The following is a 19,404-nucleotide window of genomic DNA, read 5'->3' as shown; positions in this document are numbered from 1 at the left end:
CCATTATTACCGTGGAACATCAGGTAAAAATAAATTGCTAGGTGCCGTTGGCTAGACGCTTACGATAAACTACGGATTAATCTAGCATTAAATGAAGCATTACGCATCTGTAGTGGCGATCCAACATAGGCAGTCAGCGGATAACAAACTCATGATAAAAAATAAAGGACAGACAGAAAGGATGGAAAAAAGAGGAAAATAACACCCGATAACCCATATACATCTGGGTTATCGGGTTTACATTGTTGATTACTTATACGCTAACAAGTCAATCAAAGTGCTCGAGGATGCGAGCGAAGCTTTTGAAGGTACGTGGGTTGCAATAACAACCCCAAAACGCCAACAAAAACCGTCTACGGGAACGTCTAAATTTAGCCTAGTATCGGCATGCTTGCATGAAAATTTAAATAAAATTTAATCGTTTTCTTCATGTTACACATACAACACCATGATTTATCGACATTACAACGCGATGACGCGCCGATGACACAACTTAAATTCAATCTTTTGGAGGAGAACTTGCGAGTAAAACAACAATAGGACGAATCGACATCTCAATAGCAAGTCTATTGTCGGATTTATTATGTAGACAATAATCCAATTAGTAGAGCAAAGGCCTACTTGAGAAAGCTTATTATCCTGAGTTAAGGATAGTTAACATTCACCCGTTTTATTACTTGACGAATGTTAACTAAATACAGACAAGGTCTAGACACCCCAAACCGAGAATAAGATATAAAACGCTTAATATCAGAACACGAGGGACTGTTTGAAAGCCTTTTACTATCCGAGTTAAAGCTAAATATCGAAGTGCAAACCACATTCGCGTTTTAAGCCGTTAAAACGGGTTTCTTCTTCTGTCATACCTAACTCTAACGGCTTGCTAGAATGGGTATCACCTACTGACACATAACCCTGTTCCCACAATGGGTGGTACGGCAGGTTATGTTCAGTTAAATACATGTGCACGTCTTTATTGCTCCACTCAATGATGGGCAACAACTTAAAACGTTTGCCACTAATGGCTAAAATCGGCAATGCCTCACGCGTACTCGATTGGCTGCGACGCAACCCAGCAAACCAGGTATTCACATTGAGCTCAGCTAATGCACGCTGCATAGGCTCAACTTTATTGATGCGGTTATACTTTTCTAGGCCATCAACCCCCTGCTCCCAAAGCTTACCAAAACGCGCTTCTTGCCACGCTTGAGTTTGCTCAGCTTGGTACACTTTAAGGTTGAGGTTTAAACGCTCGGTTAACTGATCAATAAACTGGTATGTCTCAGAAAACAAATAGCCAGTGTCGGTTAAAATCACTGGGATATCACTTTGCGCTTGAGTGACCATATGCAACATTACCGCGCCTTGAATACCAAAGCTTGACGATAACGCATGTTCGCCCGGTAAATACGCTAAACCCCAAGCAACGCGCTCTTGAGCCGTTAACCCTGCTAAAAACTGATTAATGCTTTCTAGAGCGGCGACTTGCTCAGCTTTAGGTGCTGATAACAACGCCTGCAGTTGAGCGGGAGTGACACTATGATCGACGCCTGCATCTTTCGATGCAGTCGTTACCACTTCATTAGGCATGAAAATCCTTAGCGGCGTCATTAACCGCCTTCACAACACCAATGCGCACTGTGAAGTTACCAAAGGTTTCGCCAGCATCACGCTCTGTGGCGTAGCGGCCAAACAAGGCATCCAATTCAGCTAAAATTTCAGCCTCTTGAATGTTTTCTTTATGCATTTTATTTAAACGCGTGCCTTCAAAGCTAGCGCCTAAATACAAGTTATAACGACCAGGCGCTTTACCCACTAAGCCGATTTCAGCAGCAAATGGACGGGCACAGCCGTTTGGACAACCGGTCATGCGCACCACAATTGATTGCTCGCTAATGCCATGCTTAGCCTGCAGCGCATCAATGTGATCGATAAACTCTGGGAAATAACGTTCAGCTTCTGCCATCGCTAATGGACAAGTTGGCAATGCCACACAAGCAATTGAATGCCCGCGTGTACCACTTAACACTTGGCCTAATAAACCGTGCTTACGTGCTAAACCTTCGATTTCAGCTTTATCTTCTGCAGCAACACCGGCAATAATCATGTTCTGATTAGATGTCATGCGGAAATCGCCTTTGTGAATTTTGGCAATTTCACGTAAACCGGTTTGCAAGGTTTGACCTGGCATATCTTTAATACGACCACTTTCAATAAATAACGTTAAGTGGAACTTATTGTCGATACCTTCAACCCAGCCATAACGGTCGCCGCGATCGCCAATGATCACATCACGTTTAGGCTCAAATTTAACCCCAGCACGTTTTTCAACTTCGGTTTTAAACGCATCATAGCCATGGTCAACAATGGTGTACTTTAAACGCGCACGTTTACGCACAACACGGTTACCCCAGTCACGCTGAACTGTCATGACCGCTTCAGCAAACTTGGTTACATCGTCGGTTTTAATAAAACCAAAGTCATCCGCTAAACGTGGGAAGGTTTCAACTTCACCGTGGGTAGAGCCCATACCGCCGCCTGCAACCAAGTTAAAGCCGACTAATTCGCCGTTTTCTGCAACGGCAATGAAACCAAGATCGTTAGTGTAAACGTCAACATCGTTATGTGGCGGAACCGCGACAGCCATTTTGAATTTACGAGGCAAATAAGTTTTGCCGTAAACCGGCTCTACCGTTTCAGTGCCTAATAGCTTTTCTTCATCTAGCCAAATCTCAGCATAGGCACGCGTATGCGGTAACAGGTGATCAGATAAATGCTTGGCAACCGCGTAAGCCTGCGCATGTAACTTAGACTCAACCGGATTTGGGTTACACATGACGTTACGGTTTACATCACCACAGGCGGCAATAGAGTCTAGCGCAGCGCGATCTAATCCCTGGATTAGCGTCTTAAGGTTGCGCTTTGGAATACCGTGATACTGAAACGTTTGGCGCGTGGTTAAACGAATACTGTTTGAAGTAGTTAGTGTTGATGAAATTTTATCAACTTCTAACCATTGCTCGGGGGTGCAAATACCACCGGGGACACGAGCTCGTAGCATAAAGCTATGTAATGGCTCTAGCTTTTGCTCTTTACGTTCATTACGTAAATCACGGTCGTCTTGCTGATAAAATCCGTGGAATTTGATCAACTGTTGATCGCCATCGCTAAACGATCCCGTCACTTGGGTGTCTAACCCTTCTTGGATGTCGCCACGTAAATAATCGCTGTCGATTTTTAAGTATTCGTTTACTGCTAACTTTTGCTCACTCATGGCCTGGGCCTCTCTTAATTCTGTTCAATTCATTAGTGCGATTGGGTATTGAAAACTGACCTAGACCGAGTTTAATACACGTCTTTTTGGTAACGTTTTTCGCTACGCAGTGTTTCAAAGTATGCTTCGGCGTCATCAGCGCTTAAGCCACCTTGTTCAACCGCAATATTCACTAATGCTTGATGTACGTCTTTGGCCATGCGCTCTGCGTCACCACAAATATACACATGGGCGCCGTCTTGCAGCCACTGCCACAATGCTTGGGCTTGCTCGGTTATGCGGTGCTGCACATACACTTTGTGAGCTTGGTCGCGTGAGAATGCCACATCTAAACGCGATAAATCACCGTTTTTAAGATACTGCTGCCACTCAACTTGGTATAAAAAGTCTTGCTCAAAATGTGGGTTGCCAAAGAATAACCAGCTGTTGCCCGACACACCGTCTGCGGCGCGTTGTTGCATAAAGGCGCGGAATGGCGCAACACCAGTACCAGGGCCAACCATAATCACTGGAGTCTCTGGGTTTTCTGGTAAACGGAAGTGGTTGTTAGGCTCAACATAAACGTTAACCTGTTGCCCCTCTTCAGCTGACGCTAAAAAGTGCGATGCGCCGCCAAAACGGGCATGGCCTTGACGTTCATCTTCAACCAGCGCCACGGTTAAATGCACTTCTGATTCAACTTCTGCCTGACTTGAGGCAATGGAATACAGGCGTGGCGTTAATGGACGCAACATATCAACAAGTTGCGTCGCGCTGACTTTGGCAGGGTAAGCTGCAATTAAGTCGGCTAACTGATTTGCTAAAATAAACTGTCTGGTTTGCTCTTTGTCTTCACAAATTGCAGCAAGTTCTGCATTACCACTTAACTCAGCCCAAGACTTAACAAGGCCTGGGTATAACTGAGTGAGTTCTTTCTTGTCGGTTAATGCCGTTTTTAATGAATACGATTCTTTAGATACAGTAACGTTTTCGTCAGCATCTAAACCAAGGCCGTTGATCACTTCGTTAACTAAGGCTTCGTTATTACTAAACCACACGCCTAACGCGTCACCCACTTGATAGGTTAGCCCTGACTCGCCCAAATCAATTTCAACATGGCGTACGTCACGGTCTGAATCTCGGCCAGTAATTTTTTGGCTTACAAGCACTTCAGCGCTATATGGGTTTTGCTTGGTGTATTGGCTTTCACCGACTACAGCCGTTGTACCGATAGCGGTTACGCTAGCCCCTGAGGTTTGAATATGTGGCTTAGCCGCTTCTACTACACTGTCTTGCCATTGCGCCGCAGCATCTTCGTAATCAACGTCACATTCAACGATAGGCAGTAATGCTTTAGCACCAAGTGCGCTCAGACGCGCATCAAAGTCTTTACCGGTTTGGCAGAAGAACTCGTAGCTTGAATCGCCTAATGCTAAAACCGAGTAATGTAGGTTATCTAATTTAGGCGCACGTTTTGAGGCTAAAAACTTATGCAGTTCAATGGCGTCGTCTGGTGCTTCACCTTCACCGTGAGTACTCACAACCAGCAGTAACACCGTTTCTTGCTTTAATTGGCGAACCTTGTATTCACCCATTGAGGTTAAGTTAACAGCATAACCTTGAGCCTGAGCTTTAGCGGCTAATGCCTGAGCGACACCGCGGCCATTGCCGGTTTGGCTGCCATATAAAATGGTCACTGTTTGTGCGGCAGAAGTCTCTGTTGCTGGTACGCCTGCAGTTGGGCTTTGATTCGCCGTTGCTGCTAAATAACCACTAACCCATGCAAGTTGCACAGACGATAATTCTGATGTGAATTGTTTTAGCTTATCGACTTGTCCTTGAGACAATGGCGACGCTAACGCTGAAAGTTCTTTTAACAACATAAGACGGCCTTATAACAGTGTAATGTCAATTAGCTTACTACTAGGTTTGAAAACCAAAAAAGAATAAAAGATAATTTTTTATTCCATTTAGGAATATGCAAAGACGTTTTTTTAGGCTACAAAAGTGTGGCGGAGTTAAAAGTTTTTAAATTACCTCGATTTAAAACGAGGAATTAGCCCTTAGGCACTTGTACCGAACACACCTCATGTCGCAAGCTAGGAGGTCCAATTAACTAATGAAAAACTATCATGTTGATTGTTCTCTGAGTAAAACGGGATGCGGTTATAATATCGTTATGTCATCGCAATGCCATTGATTAAATAGTTTATCCAACTTCAATGGACATATGCTGCACTTTTTCTACCCGCTAAGTGCTCATGTGGAAAAGTAATACTCAAACAGAATAGTCTATTGATGGGGCAAGCAATAGACAGTCTTTTATTAACCATCAGGAAACAGTCATGCAGATTGGAATACCGAGAGAAAGTATCGAAGGTGAAACTCGAGTCGCGGCGACTCCAGCCACTGTGGTACAGCTAAAAAAGCTCGGCTTTAGTGTGGCAGTCGAAGCACAGGCAGGTGTGAAGTCGAGCTTTGATAATGCTGCATTTGAAGCTGCTGGAGCAGATGTAGTCGACAACGTGTATCAGGCAGACTTTATTTTTAAAGTGAACGCACCGACCGATGAAGAAATTGCAAAAATGAAATCGGGTACCACGTTAGTCAGTTTTATCTGGCCAGCGCAAAACCCAGAGCTCGTTGAAAAACTGTCAAGCCAAAACATTACCGTGATGGCAATGGACATGGTGCCACGTATTTCACGGGCACAATCACTTGACGCATTGTCATCAATGGCCAACATTGGTGGTTACCGTGCAGTGGTAGAAGCCGCTCACGAATTTGGTCGATTTTTTACCGGGCAAATTACCGCAGCAGGTAAGGTTCCTCCCGCCAAAGTCTTAGTCATTGGAGCAGGTGTAGCAGGTCTTGCTGCTATCGGCACTGCAGGTTCTCTAGGCGCCATCGTTCGCGCATTTGACACTCGTTTAGAAGTGGCAGAACAAATTGAATCAATGGGCGGCAGTTTCTTAAAGCTTGAGTTTGAAAACAAAGAAGGCGGTTCATCTGACGGTTATGCCAAAGTGATGTCAGAAGAGTTTATTGCCGCTGAAATGGCGTTATTCGCCGAGCAAGCTAAAGAAGTTGACATTATTATTACCACCGCACTTATCCCTGGTCGCCCTGCGCCAAAACTGATCACCAAAGACATGGTAGACACCATGAAACCAGGCTCAGTAATTGTCGATTTAGCGGCAGCAACAGGTGGTAACTGTGAGTACACAGTCAGTGGTGAGCGCTTCATTACAGATAACGGCGTTAAAGTATTAGGTTACACCGACCTTCCTGGTCGTTTACCTGCACAGTCATCACAACTTTATGGCACTAACCTAGTCAACTTGATGAAGTTAATGTGTAAAGAAAAAGACGGCAATGCCGTACTCGACTTTGATGATGTGGTGATGCGCAATATGACCGTGACTCGTGGCGGTGAAATTACTTTCCCACCTCCAGCCATTTCGGTATCAGCAGCGCCAGCAAAACCAGCAGCAAGTGCTGAACCTAAAGCCGCTAAAGTAGAAAAAGCACCGTCAAAGCTTAAATACATCTTAGGTGCACTGGGGATTGCCGGCTTTGCAGCTGTAGCATCTGTCGCACCTGCAGAGTTTTTATCACATTTTACCGTGTTTATTTTGTCGTGCGTTGTAGGTTACTACGTGGTGTGGAACGTGTCTCATGCGTTACATACACCGCTGATGTCGGTCACTAATGCGATTTCAGGCATTATTGTGGTAGGTGCGCTATTGCAGATAGGTCAAGGTTCTGCCCTTGTCACTGCACTTGCGTTTGTAGCGGTGCTTATCGCCAGTATTAACATCTTTGGCGGCTTCACCGTCACTCAGCGTATGCTGAAGATGTTCCGTAAAGATTAAGGGGTAATATCGTGTCTCAAGGACTGGTTACAGCATCTTATATCGTTGCCGCGGTATTTTTTATTCTCAGCCTAGCTGGGCTGTCAAAACAAGAAACGGCTAAAAATGGTAATTTATTTGGCATTATTGGTATGGCGATTGCTCTTTCGGCCACCATACTCAATCCTGCTACGAGCGGCGTAGAATGGATCATTCTTGCCATGGTCATTGGTGGTGCTATTGGCATCCGCTTAGCATTGAAAGTTGAAATGACTGAAATGCCTGAGCTGGTCGCCATTTTGCACAGCTTTGTGGGTTTAGCTGCCGTATTAGTGGGCTTTAATAGCTTTATTGATATTCAACCTCATGAAGTATCTGAAGTTGTCTTGGTATTAGGTCAAGACTTACATACAACCTTAGAATCTGCCAAAGCCGCTTTTGTTGAAGCAAGCCAAGTTCAGCAAGCTGAACACTTAACTGGCGCCATGCTAAACATTCACTTAGTTGAAGTATTCTTAGGGGTATTTATTGGTGCAGTGACCTTTACCGGTTCTATTGTGGCCTTTGCTAAGTTACGCGGGCTGATTTCATCAAAAGCGTTAATGTTACCGCATCGCCATAAGCTTAACTTGCTTGCGGTAGTGGTTTCATTCATTTTGATGGTGATGTTCGTACAAGCTGGCGGCGCTGTCACTCCGTTAATTCTAATGACCTTAATTGCCTTTGCATTTGGCTGGCATTTAGTGGCGTCAATTGGCGGTGCAGACATGCCTGTAGTGGTATCAATGCTGAACTCATATTCAGGTTGGGCTGCAGCAGCAGCGGGCTTTATGCTATCAAATGACTTACTGATTGTTGTAGGTGCACTAGTGGGCTCATCGGGTGCGATTCTGTCTTATATTATGTGTAAAGCCATGAACCGCTCGTTTATTTCAGTGATTGCCGGTGGCTTTGGTAACGACAGCACTGCAGCATCTGGTGATGAAACCGTTGGTGAGTATCGTGAAACCAGCGCAGAAGATGTGGCTGATATGCTTAAAGCATCTGAGTCAGTCATCATCACTCCAGGCTACGGTATGGCGGTTGCGCAAGCGCAATATCCGGTAGCAGAAATCACTAAAAAGCTGCGTGCATTAGGCATTCAGGTTCGCTTTGGTATTCACCCTGTTGCAGGGCGCTTACCTGGCCACATGAACGTACTACTAGCAGAAGCAAAAGTACCTTACGATATCGTGCTCGAAATGGACGAAATCAATGAAGACTTTAGTGACACTGACACAGTATTAGTGATTGGCGCTAACGATACGGTTAACCCTGCTGCGATGGAAGATCCAAATAGTCCCATCGCTGGTATGCCAGTATTAGAAGTGTGGAAAGCACAAAATGTGATTGGCTTTAAACGTTCAATGAACACAGGTTATGCCGGTGTGCAAAACCCATTGTTCTTTAAAGACAATACCCAAATGCTGTTTGGCGATGCTAAAGACAGTGTAGAAGCGATTCTAAAAGCACTTTAACGTTTAATCAGTGCCTAAAAATACCAGCTTAATAGCTGGTATTTTTTTATTTAATAATTAGCTAAACTACTTGATATCGGATTAAAAGGATTATCGCTTAGCAATGGCAGTGCAGGACAATATAACCCAGCTTCAGCTTGAAATTGAGCAATACAAGCTCAAAATTAAGCAACTAGAGCGCGAGAATAGCCACCTCACCCTAGTGAACAAACGGGTTAATGAGCAGCTCGACGCTGCGCTAGATGGCACAGGCCTATGTTTATGGGAACAACATATCCCAAGCGGTAATCTGACTATTTTTAATCAACAATGGGGGCATCTGCTCGGGTTTACCCGTCAAGAACTGCCCGCACATATCGACAGCTGGAAAGGCAACTTACACCCCGACGATAAAGACTGGGTCATCGAAGCATTCGAGAGTCACGTTGCCGGTAAAGCTGAAACCTACCAAGCCGTGCACCGAATGATCCACAAAGATGGTACTGTCGCCTGGGTGTCTGATCGAGGCCGGATTATTGAACATGACATCAATGGCCAGCCCCTGCGGATCATGGGGGCTCATGTTGATATCACTAAAGAAAAACGTTACGAAGAAGAATTAGCTAAACTGGCTCACCTAGACCCTCTGACTAACCTGCTTAACCGCACCGCGCTAGTCAAAGCATTTAAAAAGCAAAAACAACAAAACCGCCAACATAATTGTGGCGCGTTATGTTTCATTGACCTAGATGGATTTAAAGTCGTTAATGACCATTTAGGTCATCGCTATGGCGATAAGTTGTTAATTCATATTGCACATGATCTACTGCATATTTGCCATCAACTGTTTAACCCAGACGACGCAAAAGCCAACCAGGTTAGCTTTCATGTGGCGCGTTTTGGCGGTGATGAATTTGTTATTTTAACTCAATGCAATGACGTTGAATTACTCTCAGAAATGGCCAATACTTTGTTAGATTTATACCGCCCACCACTGGAGCTCGATGGTGAAACCATCAACATAGGCTTAAGTATTGGCATTAGTTTATTCGATGAACTTGATGAGTTTACTAATGTTTGTGAACAAGCAGACAAAGCCATGTACAGCGTCAAAAAACACGGTAAACATAACGTCATGTTCTGGTAGCAGCGTATCTTTTTATCAAAAGAAATCATTTAAAGCCGAATCCACCCACCCACGATATGTAAATCAAGATTTTGTGAAACCGAGCACGGCAAACACTCAGTCTCAATAGACCCTAGTCATCGGGTGAGTTTATTTGACTTTTTAAAGTAAACTCTCGCTCAATTAACCATGTTATTAAAAATATTAATGCACTAATTTATGTTTTTTACCGCATAATCAGATACAAACCGCTGTGGTGCATTAGCAGACAACTGACCAATAAGAATAATTCTATATGTTTTTATCACCTTACTTTACAAAACAAGATCAAAGTGTGTTTATTTCAGCTCAACAAGCCAGTGACTTTGCCAAAAAGGTCGCCGAAGACTTTAATCCCATTCACGATGTCGGCGCAAAGCGTTTTTGTGTACCGGGTGATTTGTTATTTGCTTTAGTTCTCACTGAATATGGTTTAAGCCCAAATATGCAATTTAAGTTTGCGGGTATGGTGGGTGACAATGTTGAGCTGCATCTAGATAAAAACGTCACTGATCAATTCAGTATTTGCGACACCAAAGGCAAAGAATATCTGCACATAGAACGCCAAGGCGAAGTGTGCAAATGCGACGTGCAAACCGCCGCCTTTATTAAAAGTTACGTCGCGTTTTCAGGTTTAAACTTCATCCATGTGTTAATGCCGATGATGAAACAACATCAAGTAATGATTAACCCTGAGCGACCATTGGTTATTTACGAAAGCATGTCATTCCATCTTGAGCATTTTGACTTCAGCACCATGAGTTTACATTTGGCTGAGCAATCATTAGTTATTAACGGCAAGCGCGGTGATGTGACCTTAACCTTTGAATTACACAGCGAAGGAAAAGTGATTGGCAGCGGAGTAAAAACCCTGGTACTCAGTGGTCTGCGTGAATACGACGACGAAAAAGCTCAGCAAATGTGTGACCGTTACGAAAATCGTAAAAAGAGCTAGTGTCTAATCAAGTTGACTATGCATATTCAGGTTAATTGTGGGTATAAAGTAAAACGCGAGCAACACCGTTAGGTGCTGCTCGCGTGATATACCATAATGCTATTGCTTATTGTGTTAGCTAACGTTTGCCGTCAACCACTCAACTCAATATTGGTATGTCGATATTTTATTGATCATACGCCAATTTAAATACCGATGCGTTACTTTCAGGATAAAACAAATTTTTGCCAAACTTACACTTTATTCAATCGTTTATTGCGTAGCTTGCTCATGGTTAAACAGTGTTAAAACACTGTTTCCAATGAGCTGCTCAATGCATTGACCTCCCGCCTCTGCAAATTGCGCTACGGCAGTGTCTCTAACAATATTTAACGATTTAAGCGTTTTAATATTGTCGTCAGCACTGCTACTTAAACTTAAAAACAGTTTTAATACCGCTTTGCGCTCTGGGTGTTGCATTAATGCGCCCCAAGATTGCTTTAATCGCGCTATTGAAGAAAAATCTAATCCTTCAATAAAAAACTGCCCTATGCGTTCATCTAAACGCACTAAAAATTCCGTTTTACGTGGAAAGTGATGGCTAATACCAGTTCGGCTTATCCCAGTAGCTGCAGATAAGGTGGTATAAGACATAGCCTCAAAACCAATCGTGAGGATTTGTTTAAAGGCTTCATCTAAAATTTGGTTAACGGTTAACTCAGTTTCAACTCGTGAACGCTTGGCCATAAACATGGGTCTCTCTAATTATTTTGGTGCCAGAGCTTACCAGACCACACTAGAAAATTCTGCTAAGAATCAGCAAATTTACAACATATTTAACCGTACAATATCCAGAAAGCCAGTATAAATCAGAATATTATCGCGATAACGATTGATTTACCCCTTTAAAATCAAAGGTTATAGAACTTGTTCATAAACAAGCGGCATACGGTAAATAAATAAGTCAATAGACGAGAATCACAAAAAGTTACAAATTATTCAATCGTGCGAAATTGCTGCTGCAACCAAAGTTGGGCATTGTCTTTGCCCATTAACTGCTCAAGGGTTGGCGATAAGACTTCAGCAAGCTTGGGTTGCCGCCAAAACATATAGCCAGGTAACGGTTGTACCACCCCAGCGCCAAAAGTGCGTTGTATTAAGCTTGAAAACTCCGCCATATCGCGTTCAGACCACAACGGCATTAACGGATAAGCGGCAGCAATAAAATCCTCATACCGAACAAACTTCTGTAACTGTTCAATACTGTAGTGAGTCAACGCAATTTGCAGTTGCGGGGCGCTCCAATGAGATAAATTGGCACTGTCATTAATTAACGCTAAATTTCGGCGATGAAACTGCTGCCAAGCTAAATCGAGCTGCGGATAATGATGAGCAATGCGCCAGAGTAGATAGATATCGGCTAACCATTCATGCTGATACTCTGATAGCGAACGTGGCAGTAAGGTTTGTTGCAGATCGATATTGTACAAATGCCCTAGCTCATGCCACAAGGTAAGCTGCGCCTGTTGCTTTAAAGGCAATTGGTAAGTCGTGAGCCCTATTGAGCCACTTTGCTCAGAAATGTCTTTATTGGGATTAAGCACTATCACCCCAGCAATGGCTTTATCGTGAGCTGACAGCACCATGGCACTTTTATAGCCTATGGCGTTACGTATCGCAGCGCGAGAAAATACCGTTTGCTGGCGTAAATGTGTCGGCAACATTTGCAAGCAGTCGCTTAACGTCGTCACATAACACACTAACGCGCGTTTGTTAGCGATATCGGTAAAATAACCTTGCCGGTAACTCGAGGTAACTGAGTCTGACATCGGTTTTATTGTATTAACAGCGGTATGAGCCGATGCGCTCGCTGAGAGGGGTTGAACTGAGAGGGGCTCACTGGCAACAGCAACACTGAAACCGATAAGGCTAACGAATAACCATTGCCAGTGAAAAGTCATCACTACTTTTTAGACATGATGTTTTGAATAATCGCTGTGGTCGACACGCCATCTTCAAAACCAAGCACTTCCACTTTACCGCCAGCGGCAATCACTTCTGCCCCGCCTGCGATGTCTTCAACTTTATAATCGCCACCTTTGACTAAGGCATCCGGTAATAAACGGGCAATCACGCGTTGTGGGGTATCTTCACTAAAGGGCACAACCCAATCAACTGCAGCTAAGCCTGCAAGTACCGCCATGCGGCGATCAACAGGGTTAACTGGGCGACCAGGGCCCTTTAAACGGGTCACCGAATCATCGTTGTTTACCGCCACAATTAAGCGATCGCCTAAGGCTTTAGCCTGCTGTAAATAGCTCACATGGCCAGCATGCAAAATATCAAAACAACCATTAGTCATCACAATACGTTCACCACGTAAACGCGCTTGTTCCATTGCATACGCGAGTTGATCTTCTGTCATCACACCAAAGCCAGACTCGCCATGGCTTTGTGCCAATGCTTGTATCAGCTCAATGCGACTCACGGTCGAGGTGCCGAGTTTACCTACAACCACACCGGCTGCGGTATTCGCTATCGCACATGCTTGAGCTAAGGTTGCCCCTGCAGCAATCGATGTCGCTAACGCTGAAATCACTGTATCACCCGCGCCTGTCACGTCATACACTTCACGGGCAACTGTGGGGATATGCAGTTCAGGCTGGTCTTTAGACACTAAAGTCATGCCCTTTTCAGAACGTGTCACCAAAATGGCTTTAAAGTCATGTTGCTTAATTAACGCCTGCGCTTTTTCAATCAAATCGCTTTCACTGGTCACACTACCGACTACAGCTTCAAACTCGCTCATATTTGGAGTGATAAGTGATGCACCATGGTAACGGGCAAAGTCATGGCCTTTAGGGTCGACCAATACAGTCACGCCTTTTGCGCGGGCTTTGGCGATAAAATCTTTGGGTTCGTGAATCGCGCCTTTGGCATAATCAGACAGCACTAACACATCAACGTTATCTAAAATCGTTTCACTTTGATCAAACAACGCCTGACTGCTGGCTTTGTCGAACGATTCTTCAAAATCCAAACGGATTAATTGTTGGTTACGCGAAAGTACTCGCAATTTTGTAATCGTTGGCTTATCGGCAACAGTTAACCATTGCGGCTCAACCCCAAACACTTTAACCCCTTGGGTCAGTGCTTCGGCTGTCTCGTCTTGTCCCACAAGGCCAGCCAACTTCACTTGGCCGCCCAATGCGGCAATATTTAACGCCACGTTGGCCGCACCGCCGGGTCTATCTTCAATTTGGTTAATTTTAACAACAGGCACAGGCGCTTCGGGAGAAATGCGTCCAGTTGGACCCACCCAATAGCGATCTAACATTACATCCCCAATCACTAAAATACGCGCGTTTTCAAACGCTGGGAGAGAAACCTTCATAGTGTATTCACTGTGTTGCAAAAATTTAACCGCAATTGTACCTAATTTTCATCAGAATAATGAGTTAGAATAACAAATAATTTTTGAGAACAAGACGAGTCATCTGTGGTCGAAAAAGCCGAATTTTCTTCTGATTTATATCATCCTAAACATTGGCCTATGTGGTTTGGCGTATTATTAATGCGCACCACGATATTACTGCCCTTGCGTTGGCAAATGAAAATGGGCAGCGCCATTGGTCACCTAGTCAAAAAACTCGCTAAAGGTCGTGTGCACACAGCGCGTCGCAATATTGATTTATGCTTTCCAGACATGAGCGAAACAGACAAGCAGCAACTCCTCGATAGTACCTTTGAAGAAACCGGCAAAGCATTATTCGACACCATTAATGCTTGGTGGTGGTCAAATGAACGTGTTCAACAACACATGACCATTAAAGGCACTGAGCATGTCAGTAACAGCTTAGACAATGGTAAAGGGGTAATTTTATTTGCGGTGCATTGCTTACCACTTGAAATGGGCGCACGTATCTTTGGCCAATTTGCACCTGGCATTGGCGTATATCGCCCGCATAACAATCCGGTGATGGAATATTTACAGGTTAAAGGCCGTTTACGCTCAAATAAAGGCTTAGTGCCTAAGCGTGATGTACGCCAAATGATCCGCAGTTTACGCAGCCCTGATGTTATCTGGTATACCGCCGATCAAGACTTTGGCCGTTCAAGCGCGGTATTTATCCCATTTTTTGCCGTGCCTGATGCTGCAACCATTACCGGTGCAACCTCATTGGCAAGGCTAGGTAAAGCTAATGTGTTGCCATTCTTTGTTGAACGCAATGCCGACGACACCGGTTATAATCTCGAAATTATGCCCGCACTGGATAACTTTCCTGGCGACAATGAAACCGACGATGCCATTCGCGGTAATCAAGTTGTAGAACAATTGATTAACCGCAACAGAAGCCAGTATATGTGGCTACATCGACGCTTTAAAACCAGGCCAGTTAAAGGCTCACCATCGTTATACAAATAATAAAAAAGCGCCATAACGGCGCTTTTTTATTCAATTTTCTACAATATTTAGGTTTTTTTAGGTATAAACTCAAACTCTTGAGAAATATGTGCCGCCTTAAAACTGGCCGGATTTTGCATCAAATTAGTGGCAATAAAGTCGGCGGCCATGCCGAAAGGTTTTTCATTCACTTGGCGTTGAAACGCCATACCTTCAGCAGATTTTGCTAATAAGTATTCATAGGCCAATCGATTACACTCAACCACCCAATCTGCATTTATGCTGGCCGCTTGGGTTTTCGGTAAACAATTTAGGGCAATAGAATGCTCACTAAGTATTATCGACAATTCGACCAATTCGCCCTGGGTAGATTGAGTCTGTTGATTGTCAGCTTCAGCGAGCATTGACACCATGCCGCCTAGTGCAAATATCAGCAGAGAGCTTGTTAGATTCATATTAACTCCATTTAATACGGTTATTCATACATCCAAAAAGTCTAGCATTAATCCTTATCGATAATAAGTTACTTTAGCAAATCACGATATGCTTTAACAAGGTTAAAAAACAGCTAAGCATATTGCTTCAACTTAGATAAAGTCACACATTTCAGCGAGGGACTTTTTATTCACGGCATGCTGTGGGATGCTCGCACCCTCAGCGGGATAGCCTGCAATAATTAACATATAAGGCCGTTCATTATCGTTGTCGCGGCCACACACCTTACTTAAAAAGCTCATTGGTTTGGGCGTATGGGTTAACGTACCTAACCCAGCATGGTGCAAGGCCTGAATTAAAAAACCAGTCGCGATCCCCACAGACTCATGCACATAATAATTTGTCTTTTGCGCGCCCTCATCTTCGCTACGTTTCTGACTAAACACCGCAATCAACCAGGGTGCATGCTCTAAATAAGGTTTGTTCGCGTCGGTGCCTAATGGTTTTAACGCATCTAACCACTCTTCGCCTGCTCTGCCAGCATAAAAAGCTTGCTCAAGAGCTTCTGCTTGCTGTCGAATTTGTGCTTTTATCTCAGGGCTACTAATGGCCACAAAATGCCAGGGTTGGTGGTTAGCGCCGTTAGGTGCGGTGCCAGCGGCCAAGATACATTGCTCTATAATAGCTTGAGGGACAGCGCGATCAGAAAAGACCCGTATGGAGTGACGACGCTTAACATGTTGGTAATTGTCTTGCGCGCGCTTGAGCATTTCATCTTGAGGATATTCTATAAAATCGGTGAGCGGCAAATGCGCGGTCATAACAAGTCCTTATAAATGAGACGATTGAAAACATCGCTCTAAGCTAACAAACATAACAAAAAATGCTACACAAATATTCTTATTGAAACCGACACAATGACAGATTACATTCAATACCATCAATTCAATATTTAGCTTAATAAAGGATTATATGATTGCAGCGATAATGGGTGCGACTGGCTTAGTGGGTAATGCGTTACTCAGCCAATTAATAGAAAGTGAACACTACAGCAAAGTTATCGTTATCGGTCGCTCAACACCGGCTTTAGTTGAGCATCAGTTTGGCGCAGAAAAAGTCCAATTTATTGCCTGCCAACTTGATGAGTTACACGAGCTCACATTGACCGACAAAATTGATCATGCGTTTTGTTGCTTAGGGACCACGATTAAACAAGCTGGCAGTGAAGAGGTGTTTATTCAGGTCGACAAACTAGCAGTACTGGCATTTGCAAAATTAGTTCAGGCCCAAGCAAACCCAGCGCTTAAATTTTTAGTGGTTACTACCGCCCACGGTGCCAGTGCAAAGTCATCCGTCTTTTATAACCGGGTTAAAGGTGAATTAGAGCAGTCACTCATGACCCTCGCCCTCCCTGTATTGAATATTTTCCAACCCAGTTTATTGCTTGGCAAACGTGAGGAGAGCCGCTTCTTAGAAGGTATTGGCCAGGTGCTTTTAGGGGGCTTGTCGTGGTTATTTGTGGGGCCTCTTCGACAATATCAACCAATCCAGGCTGAAACAGTAGCAGAAGCAATGTATCAAGTTGCTTTGGCGCCACAAGCTGCCCCAACAACGAGAACCATCAGCAATATGATGATGCATGACCGTCATCATGAATAAAACGCCTAACTGCTCTTATTATTGCTTTAGGGGCTGATAAAACGCAAAAGGCGACACCGAGTTAATTAACTAACTAGCAAACCATAAAATGGAGGTGAATATGATTGATAATGATTATTTAACTTTAGATGAAGTCTGCAAAATACTGGACAAAACACCAACAACAATTAGGCGTTACGCTCGTGAAAGCTTATTAACTAGCGAACAACATGGTGAAGAGCTCAGTTTTAATAAAGATGAGGTTATGCGCTGTTTGAGGTTTTCTGATCGCTTAAGTTAAACTCTAAATGTCTACTGCATAAAAAAATCCCCAACGCTTATCACGTTGGGGATTGTTATTTGTAGCCTAGATTAATCACCAAAGTCATCTAACAAGATGTTTTCAGATTCAACACCTAAACTTTCTAGCATACTAATTACAGAGGCATTCATGATTGGAGGGCCACACATATAAAACTCACAATCTTCTGGCGCTTTATGCTGCTTTAAGTAGTTCTCATACAGCACATTATGAATAAAGCCGGTGTAACCCGTCCAGTTATCTTCTGGCAGCGGATCAGACAGTGCCACATGCCACACAAAGTTATCATTTTCGGCAGCCAGCTGATCAAAGTCTTGTTGATAAAACACTTCACGAGTTGAGCGAGCGCCATACCAAAAGCTCATTTTACGCTTGGTTTTAACACTTTTTAATTGATTAAAAATGTGTGATCGCATTGGCGCCATACCCGCTCCACCGCCAACAAACACCATCTCAGCATCGGTCTCTTTAACAAAGAACTCACCAAATGGCCCTGAAATAGTCACCTTGTCACCGGCTTTTAAATTAAAGATGTACGACGACATTTTACCTGGTGGTAAGCCTTCTTTTGGCGGGGTCGCAATACGCACGTTAAGCATAATGCGGCCCTTTTCATCAGGGTAGTTTGCCATTGAGTAAGCACGTAATACGTCTTCATCTACCTTAGACACTAAGTCGAATAAACCGTATTTAACCCAGTCACCACGATATTCTTCAGGGATATCAAAATCGGCATAACGCACTTCATGCGCAGGGGCTTCAATTTGAATATAACCACCCGCTTTAAATAGCACTTCTTCGCCATCAGGAATTTTTAACAACAATTCTTTAATAAAGGTTGCCTGGTTATCATTTGAAATAACCTCACATTGCCATTTTTTAACTCCAAAGATTTCTTCGTCAACTTCAAGCTCCATGTCGGTACGCACGGCAACCTGACACGCTAAACGACAACCTTCTTTGGCTTCTTTTTTAGTAATGTGGTCCAGCTCAGTAGCCAAAATATCACCGCCACCAGACTTTACTGTTACACGGCATTGACCACAAGTACCACCGCCACCACATGCAGACGGAATAAAAATTTGATGTCCTGCTAACGCGCCAAGTAACTTGTCGCCCGCTGGCGTTCTAACTGTTTTTTCAGCATCACCGTTAATACTAATAGTGACATCTTCGGTGCTGACTAACTTACGCTTGGCGAGTAAAATCACCATTACTAGGATGCATACCACAATGGTAAACATGCCTATACCTATTGCCATTTCCATTACATAGCCCTTCTTATCAATGCGTTATAACGTGATGCCAGCAAAAGACATAAACCCAAGTGCCATCAATCCAGTGGTAATAAAGGTAATTCCGATACCTTGTAACCCATCGGGAATGGCATGAAACTTCATCCGCTCACGTAAACCTGCAAGTAATACAATCGCCATCGCCCAACCCACAGCCGAACCTGAAGCAAATACGATTGACTCAGTTAAGTTGTAGTCACGGTTAGCCATAAAAATTACCCCAGCAAAAATGGCGCAGTTTACGGTTAATAGCGGCAAAAAGATCCCCAATGACTGATACAAAGTAGGAATGTAACGGTCTAAAAACATTTCTAAAATTTGCACTAATGCGGCAATAACCCCAATAAAGGTAATGAGCTGCAAGTAGCTTAAATTCAGTTCAGCATAACCTGCCCAGGCTAATGCGCCTGGTGCAAGAATATTGACGTAAATGATTTGATTTAATGGCACTGCCAACATCATCACCACAATGACAGCAATCCCTAAACCAAAGGCGGTAGACACCTTTTTAGATACCGCAAGAAACGTACACATGCCCAAGAAAAAAGACAGGGCCATGTTGTCGATAAATGCAGCCTGGATAAATAAATTAATATAGTGTTCCATG

General features: G+C 43.7%; 17 protein-coding genes. 7 read left to right on the top strand and 10 right to left on the bottom strand.

The genetic code is table 11. From position 1 onward, the window contains the following. Positions 1-798: 798 nt before the first annotated feature. From IEY42_RS16415 to IEY42_RS16405, 3 genes are all read right to left on the bottom strand, one after another. Positions 799-1,590: a phosphoadenylyl-sulfate reductase gene (locus IEY42_RS16415; protein ID WP_188926278.1), complete on the bottom strand. Its 792-nt coding sequence runs from the start codon at positions 1,588-1,590 to the stop codon at positions 799-801. Further along, the gene (gene cysI, locus IEY42_RS16410; protein WP_188926276.1) at positions 1,583-3,274 is read right to left on the bottom strand and encodes an assimilatory sulfite reductase (NADPH) hemoprotein subunit; all 1,692 of its coding nucleotides are present in this window, start codon (positions 3,272-3,274) and stop codon (positions 1,583-1,585) included. Before cysI ends, IEY42_RS16415 begins: the two co-directional genes overlap by 8 nt. Before the next feature lie 71 nt (positions 3,275-3,345). Then, positions 3,346-5,136, bottom strand: a complete 1,791-nt coding sequence (locus IEY42_RS16405; protein ID WP_188926274.1) for an assimilatory sulfite reductase (NADPH) flavoprotein subunit — start codon at positions 5,134-5,136, stop codon at positions 3,346-3,348. 462 nt (positions 5,137-5,598) lie between these two features. Between IEY42_RS16405 and IEY42_RS16400 the strand changes: the two genes are divergently transcribed. From IEY42_RS16400 to IEY42_RS16385, 4 genes are all read left to right on the top strand, one after another. Continuing rightward, entirely contained in the window at positions 5,599-7,128 is a 1,530-nt protein-coding gene (locus IEY42_RS16400; protein ID WP_188926272.1) for a Re/Si-specific NAD(P)(+) transhydrogenase subunit alpha, read from the top strand. A gap of 11 nt (positions 7,129-7,139) precedes the next feature. Beyond that, complete coding sequence (gene pntB, locus IEY42_RS16395; protein WP_188926270.1) at positions 7,140-8,624, top strand: Re/Si-specific NAD(P)(+) transhydrogenase subunit beta; 1,485 nt, start codon at positions 7,140-7,142, stop codon at positions 8,622-8,624. A 103-nt stretch (positions 8,625-8,727) separates the two neighbouring features. Further along, on the top strand, positions 8,728-9,750 hold the full coding sequence (locus tag IEY42_RS16390) for a sensor domain-containing diguanylate cyclase (protein WP_188926268.1): 1,023 nt from the start codon (positions 8,728-8,730) through the stop codon (positions 9,748-9,750). 274 nt (positions 9,751-10,024) lie between these two features. Beyond that, positions 10,025-10,723 carry a DUF3581 domain-containing protein gene (locus IEY42_RS16385; RefSeq protein WP_188926266.1) on the top strand — a complete coding sequence of 233 codons (699 nt, stop codon included), beginning with the start codon at positions 10,025-10,027 and terminating at the stop codon, positions 10,721-10,723. A 252-nt stretch (positions 10,724-10,975) separates the two neighbouring features. Here the strand turns inward: IEY42_RS16385 and IEY42_RS16380 are convergent, their stop codons facing one another. The 3 genes from IEY42_RS16380 to hldE all read right to left on the bottom strand — a co-directional run bounded on the left by IEY42_RS16380 (position 10,976) and on the right by hldE (position 14,096). Continuing rightward, positions 10,976-11,449: a TetR family transcriptional regulator gene (locus IEY42_RS16380; RefSeq protein WP_188926264.1), complete on the bottom strand. Its 474-nt coding sequence runs from the start codon at positions 11,447-11,449 to the stop codon at positions 10,976-10,978. A 248-nt stretch (positions 11,450-11,697) separates the two neighbouring features. Beyond that, complete coding sequence (locus tag IEY42_RS16375) at positions 11,698-12,663, bottom strand: hypothetical protein (RefSeq protein WP_229780115.1); 966 nt, start codon at positions 12,661-12,663, stop codon at positions 11,698-11,700. A 2-nt stretch (positions 12,664-12,665) separates the two neighbouring features. Beyond that, complete coding sequence (gene hldE, locus IEY42_RS16370; protein ID WP_188926262.1) at positions 12,666-14,096, bottom strand: bifunctional D-glycero-beta-D-manno-heptose-7-phosphate kinase/D-glycero-beta-D-manno-heptose 1-phosphate adenylyltransferase HldE; 1,431 nt, start codon at positions 14,094-14,096, stop codon at positions 12,666-12,668. A gap of 105 nt (positions 14,097-14,201) precedes the next feature. Between hldE and IEY42_RS16365 the strand changes: the two genes are divergently transcribed. Continuing rightward, a complete protein-coding gene (locus IEY42_RS16365; protein WP_188926259.1) occupies positions 14,202-15,128 on the top strand; it encodes an LpxL/LpxP family Kdo(2)-lipid IV(A) lauroyl/palmitoleoyl acyltransferase in 927 nt (308 codons plus the stop codon). Positions 15,129-15,175: 47 nt separating this feature from the next. Here IEY42_RS16365 and IEY42_RS16360 read toward each other — a convergent pair whose 3' ends face one another. Both IEY42_RS16360 and IEY42_RS16355 read right to left on the bottom strand, forming a co-directional pair. Then, entirely contained in the window at positions 15,176-15,562 is a 387-nt protein-coding gene (locus IEY42_RS16360) for a hypothetical protein (protein WP_188926257.1), read from the bottom strand. Positions 15,563-15,694: 132 nt separating this feature from the next. Next, on the bottom strand, positions 15,695-16,363 hold the full coding sequence (locus tag IEY42_RS16355) for a nitroreductase family protein (protein ID WP_188926255.1): 669 nt from the start codon (positions 16,361-16,363) through the stop codon (positions 15,695-15,697). Positions 16,364-16,514: 151 nt separating this feature from the next. Between IEY42_RS16355 and IEY42_RS16350 the strand changes: the two genes are divergently transcribed. Together IEY42_RS16350 and IEY42_RS16345 are read left to right on the top strand one after the other, a co-directional pair. Continuing rightward, positions 16,515-17,201 carry a Rossmann-fold NAD(P)-binding domain-containing protein gene (locus IEY42_RS16350; protein WP_188926253.1) on the top strand — a complete coding sequence of 229 codons (687 nt, stop codon included), beginning with the start codon at positions 16,515-16,517 and terminating at the stop codon, positions 17,199-17,201. 100 nt (positions 17,202-17,301) lie between these two features. Next, positions 17,302-17,481 (top strand): helix-turn-helix domain-containing protein, encoded by a 180-nt coding sequence (locus tag IEY42_RS16345; RefSeq protein ID WP_188918174.1) that lies wholly within the window; start codon positions 17,302-17,304, stop codon positions 17,479-17,481. A gap of 71 nt (positions 17,482-17,552) precedes the next feature. Here the strand turns inward: IEY42_RS16345 and nqrF are convergent, their stop codons facing one another. Both nqrF and nqrE read right to left on the bottom strand, forming a co-directional pair. Then, positions 17,553-18,770, bottom strand: a complete 1,218-nt coding sequence (nqrF, locus tag IEY42_RS16340) for an NADH:ubiquinone reductase (Na(+)-transporting) subunit F (RefSeq protein WP_188926251.1) — start codon at positions 18,768-18,770, stop codon at positions 17,553-17,555. 24 nt (positions 18,771-18,794) lie between these two features. Further along, on the bottom strand, positions 18,795-19,403 hold the full coding sequence (gene nqrE / locus IEY42_RS16335; RefSeq protein ID WP_188926249.1) for an NADH:ubiquinone reductase (Na(+)-transporting) subunit E: 609 nt from the start codon (positions 19,401-19,403) through the stop codon (positions 18,795-18,797). Position 19,404: the final 1 nt, after the last annotated feature.

Origin of the sequence: Shewanella algicola (assembly GCF_014648035.1) — a bacterium.
Lineage (GTDB): Bacteria > Pseudomonadota > Gammaproteobacteria > Enterobacterales > Shewanellaceae > Shewanella > Shewanella algicola.
This window is presented reverse-complemented; position numbering and strand designations above follow the sequence as displayed.

Excerpts from the sequence above, each read along its gene's own strand:
- nqrF (WP_188926251.1), bottom strand. The coding sequence starts at position 18,770 with ATGGAAATGGCAATAGGTATAGGCATGTTTACCATTGTGGTATGCATC.
- IEY42_RS16360 (WP_188926257.1), bottom strand. The coding sequence starts at position 15,562 with ATGAATCTAACAAGCTCTCTGCTGATATTTGCACTAGGCGGCATGGTG.
- IEY42_RS16390 (WP_188926268.1), top strand. The coding sequence starts at position 8,728 with ATGGCAGTGCAGGACAATATAACCCAGCTTCAGCTTGAAATTGAGCAA.
- IEY42_RS16385 (WP_188926266.1), top strand. The coding sequence starts at position 10,025 with ATGTTTTTATCACCTTACTTTACAAAACAAGATCAAAGTGTGTTTATT.
- IEY42_RS16350 (WP_188926253.1), top strand. The coding sequence starts at position 16,515 with ATGATTGCAGCGATAATGGGTGCGACTGGCTTAGTGGGTAATGCGTTA.
- IEY42_RS16380 (WP_188926264.1), bottom strand. The coding sequence starts at position 11,449 with ATGGCCAAGCGTTCACGAGTTGAAACTGAGTTAACCGTTAACCAAATT.
- IEY42_RS16405 (WP_188926274.1), bottom strand. The coding sequence starts at position 5,136 with ATGTTGTTAAAAGAACTTTCAGCGTTAGCGTCGCCATTGTCTCAAGGA.
- IEY42_RS16400 (WP_188926272.1), top strand. The coding sequence starts at position 5,599 with ATGCAGATTGGAATACCGAGAGAAAGTATCGAAGGTGAAACTCGAGTC.
- cysI (WP_188926276.1), bottom strand. The coding sequence starts at position 3,274 with ATGAGTGAGCAAAAGTTAGCAGTAAACGAATACTTAAAAATCGACAGC.
- IEY42_RS16415 (WP_188926278.1), bottom strand. The coding sequence starts at position 1,590 with ATGCCTAATGAAGTGGTAACGACTGCATCGAAAGATGCAGGCGTCGAT.
- hldE (WP_188926262.1), bottom strand. The coding sequence starts at position 14,096 with ATGAAGGTTTCTCTCCCAGCGTTTGAAAACGCGCGTATTTTAGTGATT.
- nqrE (WP_188926249.1), bottom strand. The coding sequence starts at position 19,403 with ATGGAACACTATATTAATTTATTTATCCAGGCTGCATTTATCGACAAC.
- IEY42_RS16375 (WP_229780115.1), bottom strand. The coding sequence starts at position 12,663 with ATGACTTTTCACTGGCAATGGTTATTCGTTAGCCTTATCGGTTTCAGT.
- IEY42_RS16355 (WP_188926255.1), bottom strand. The coding sequence starts at position 16,363 with ATGACCGCGCATTTGCCGCTCACCGATTTTATAGAATATCCTCAAGAT.
- IEY42_RS16345 (WP_188918174.1), top strand. The coding sequence starts at position 17,302 with ATGATTGATAATGATTATTTAACTTTAGATGAAGTCTGCAAAATACTG.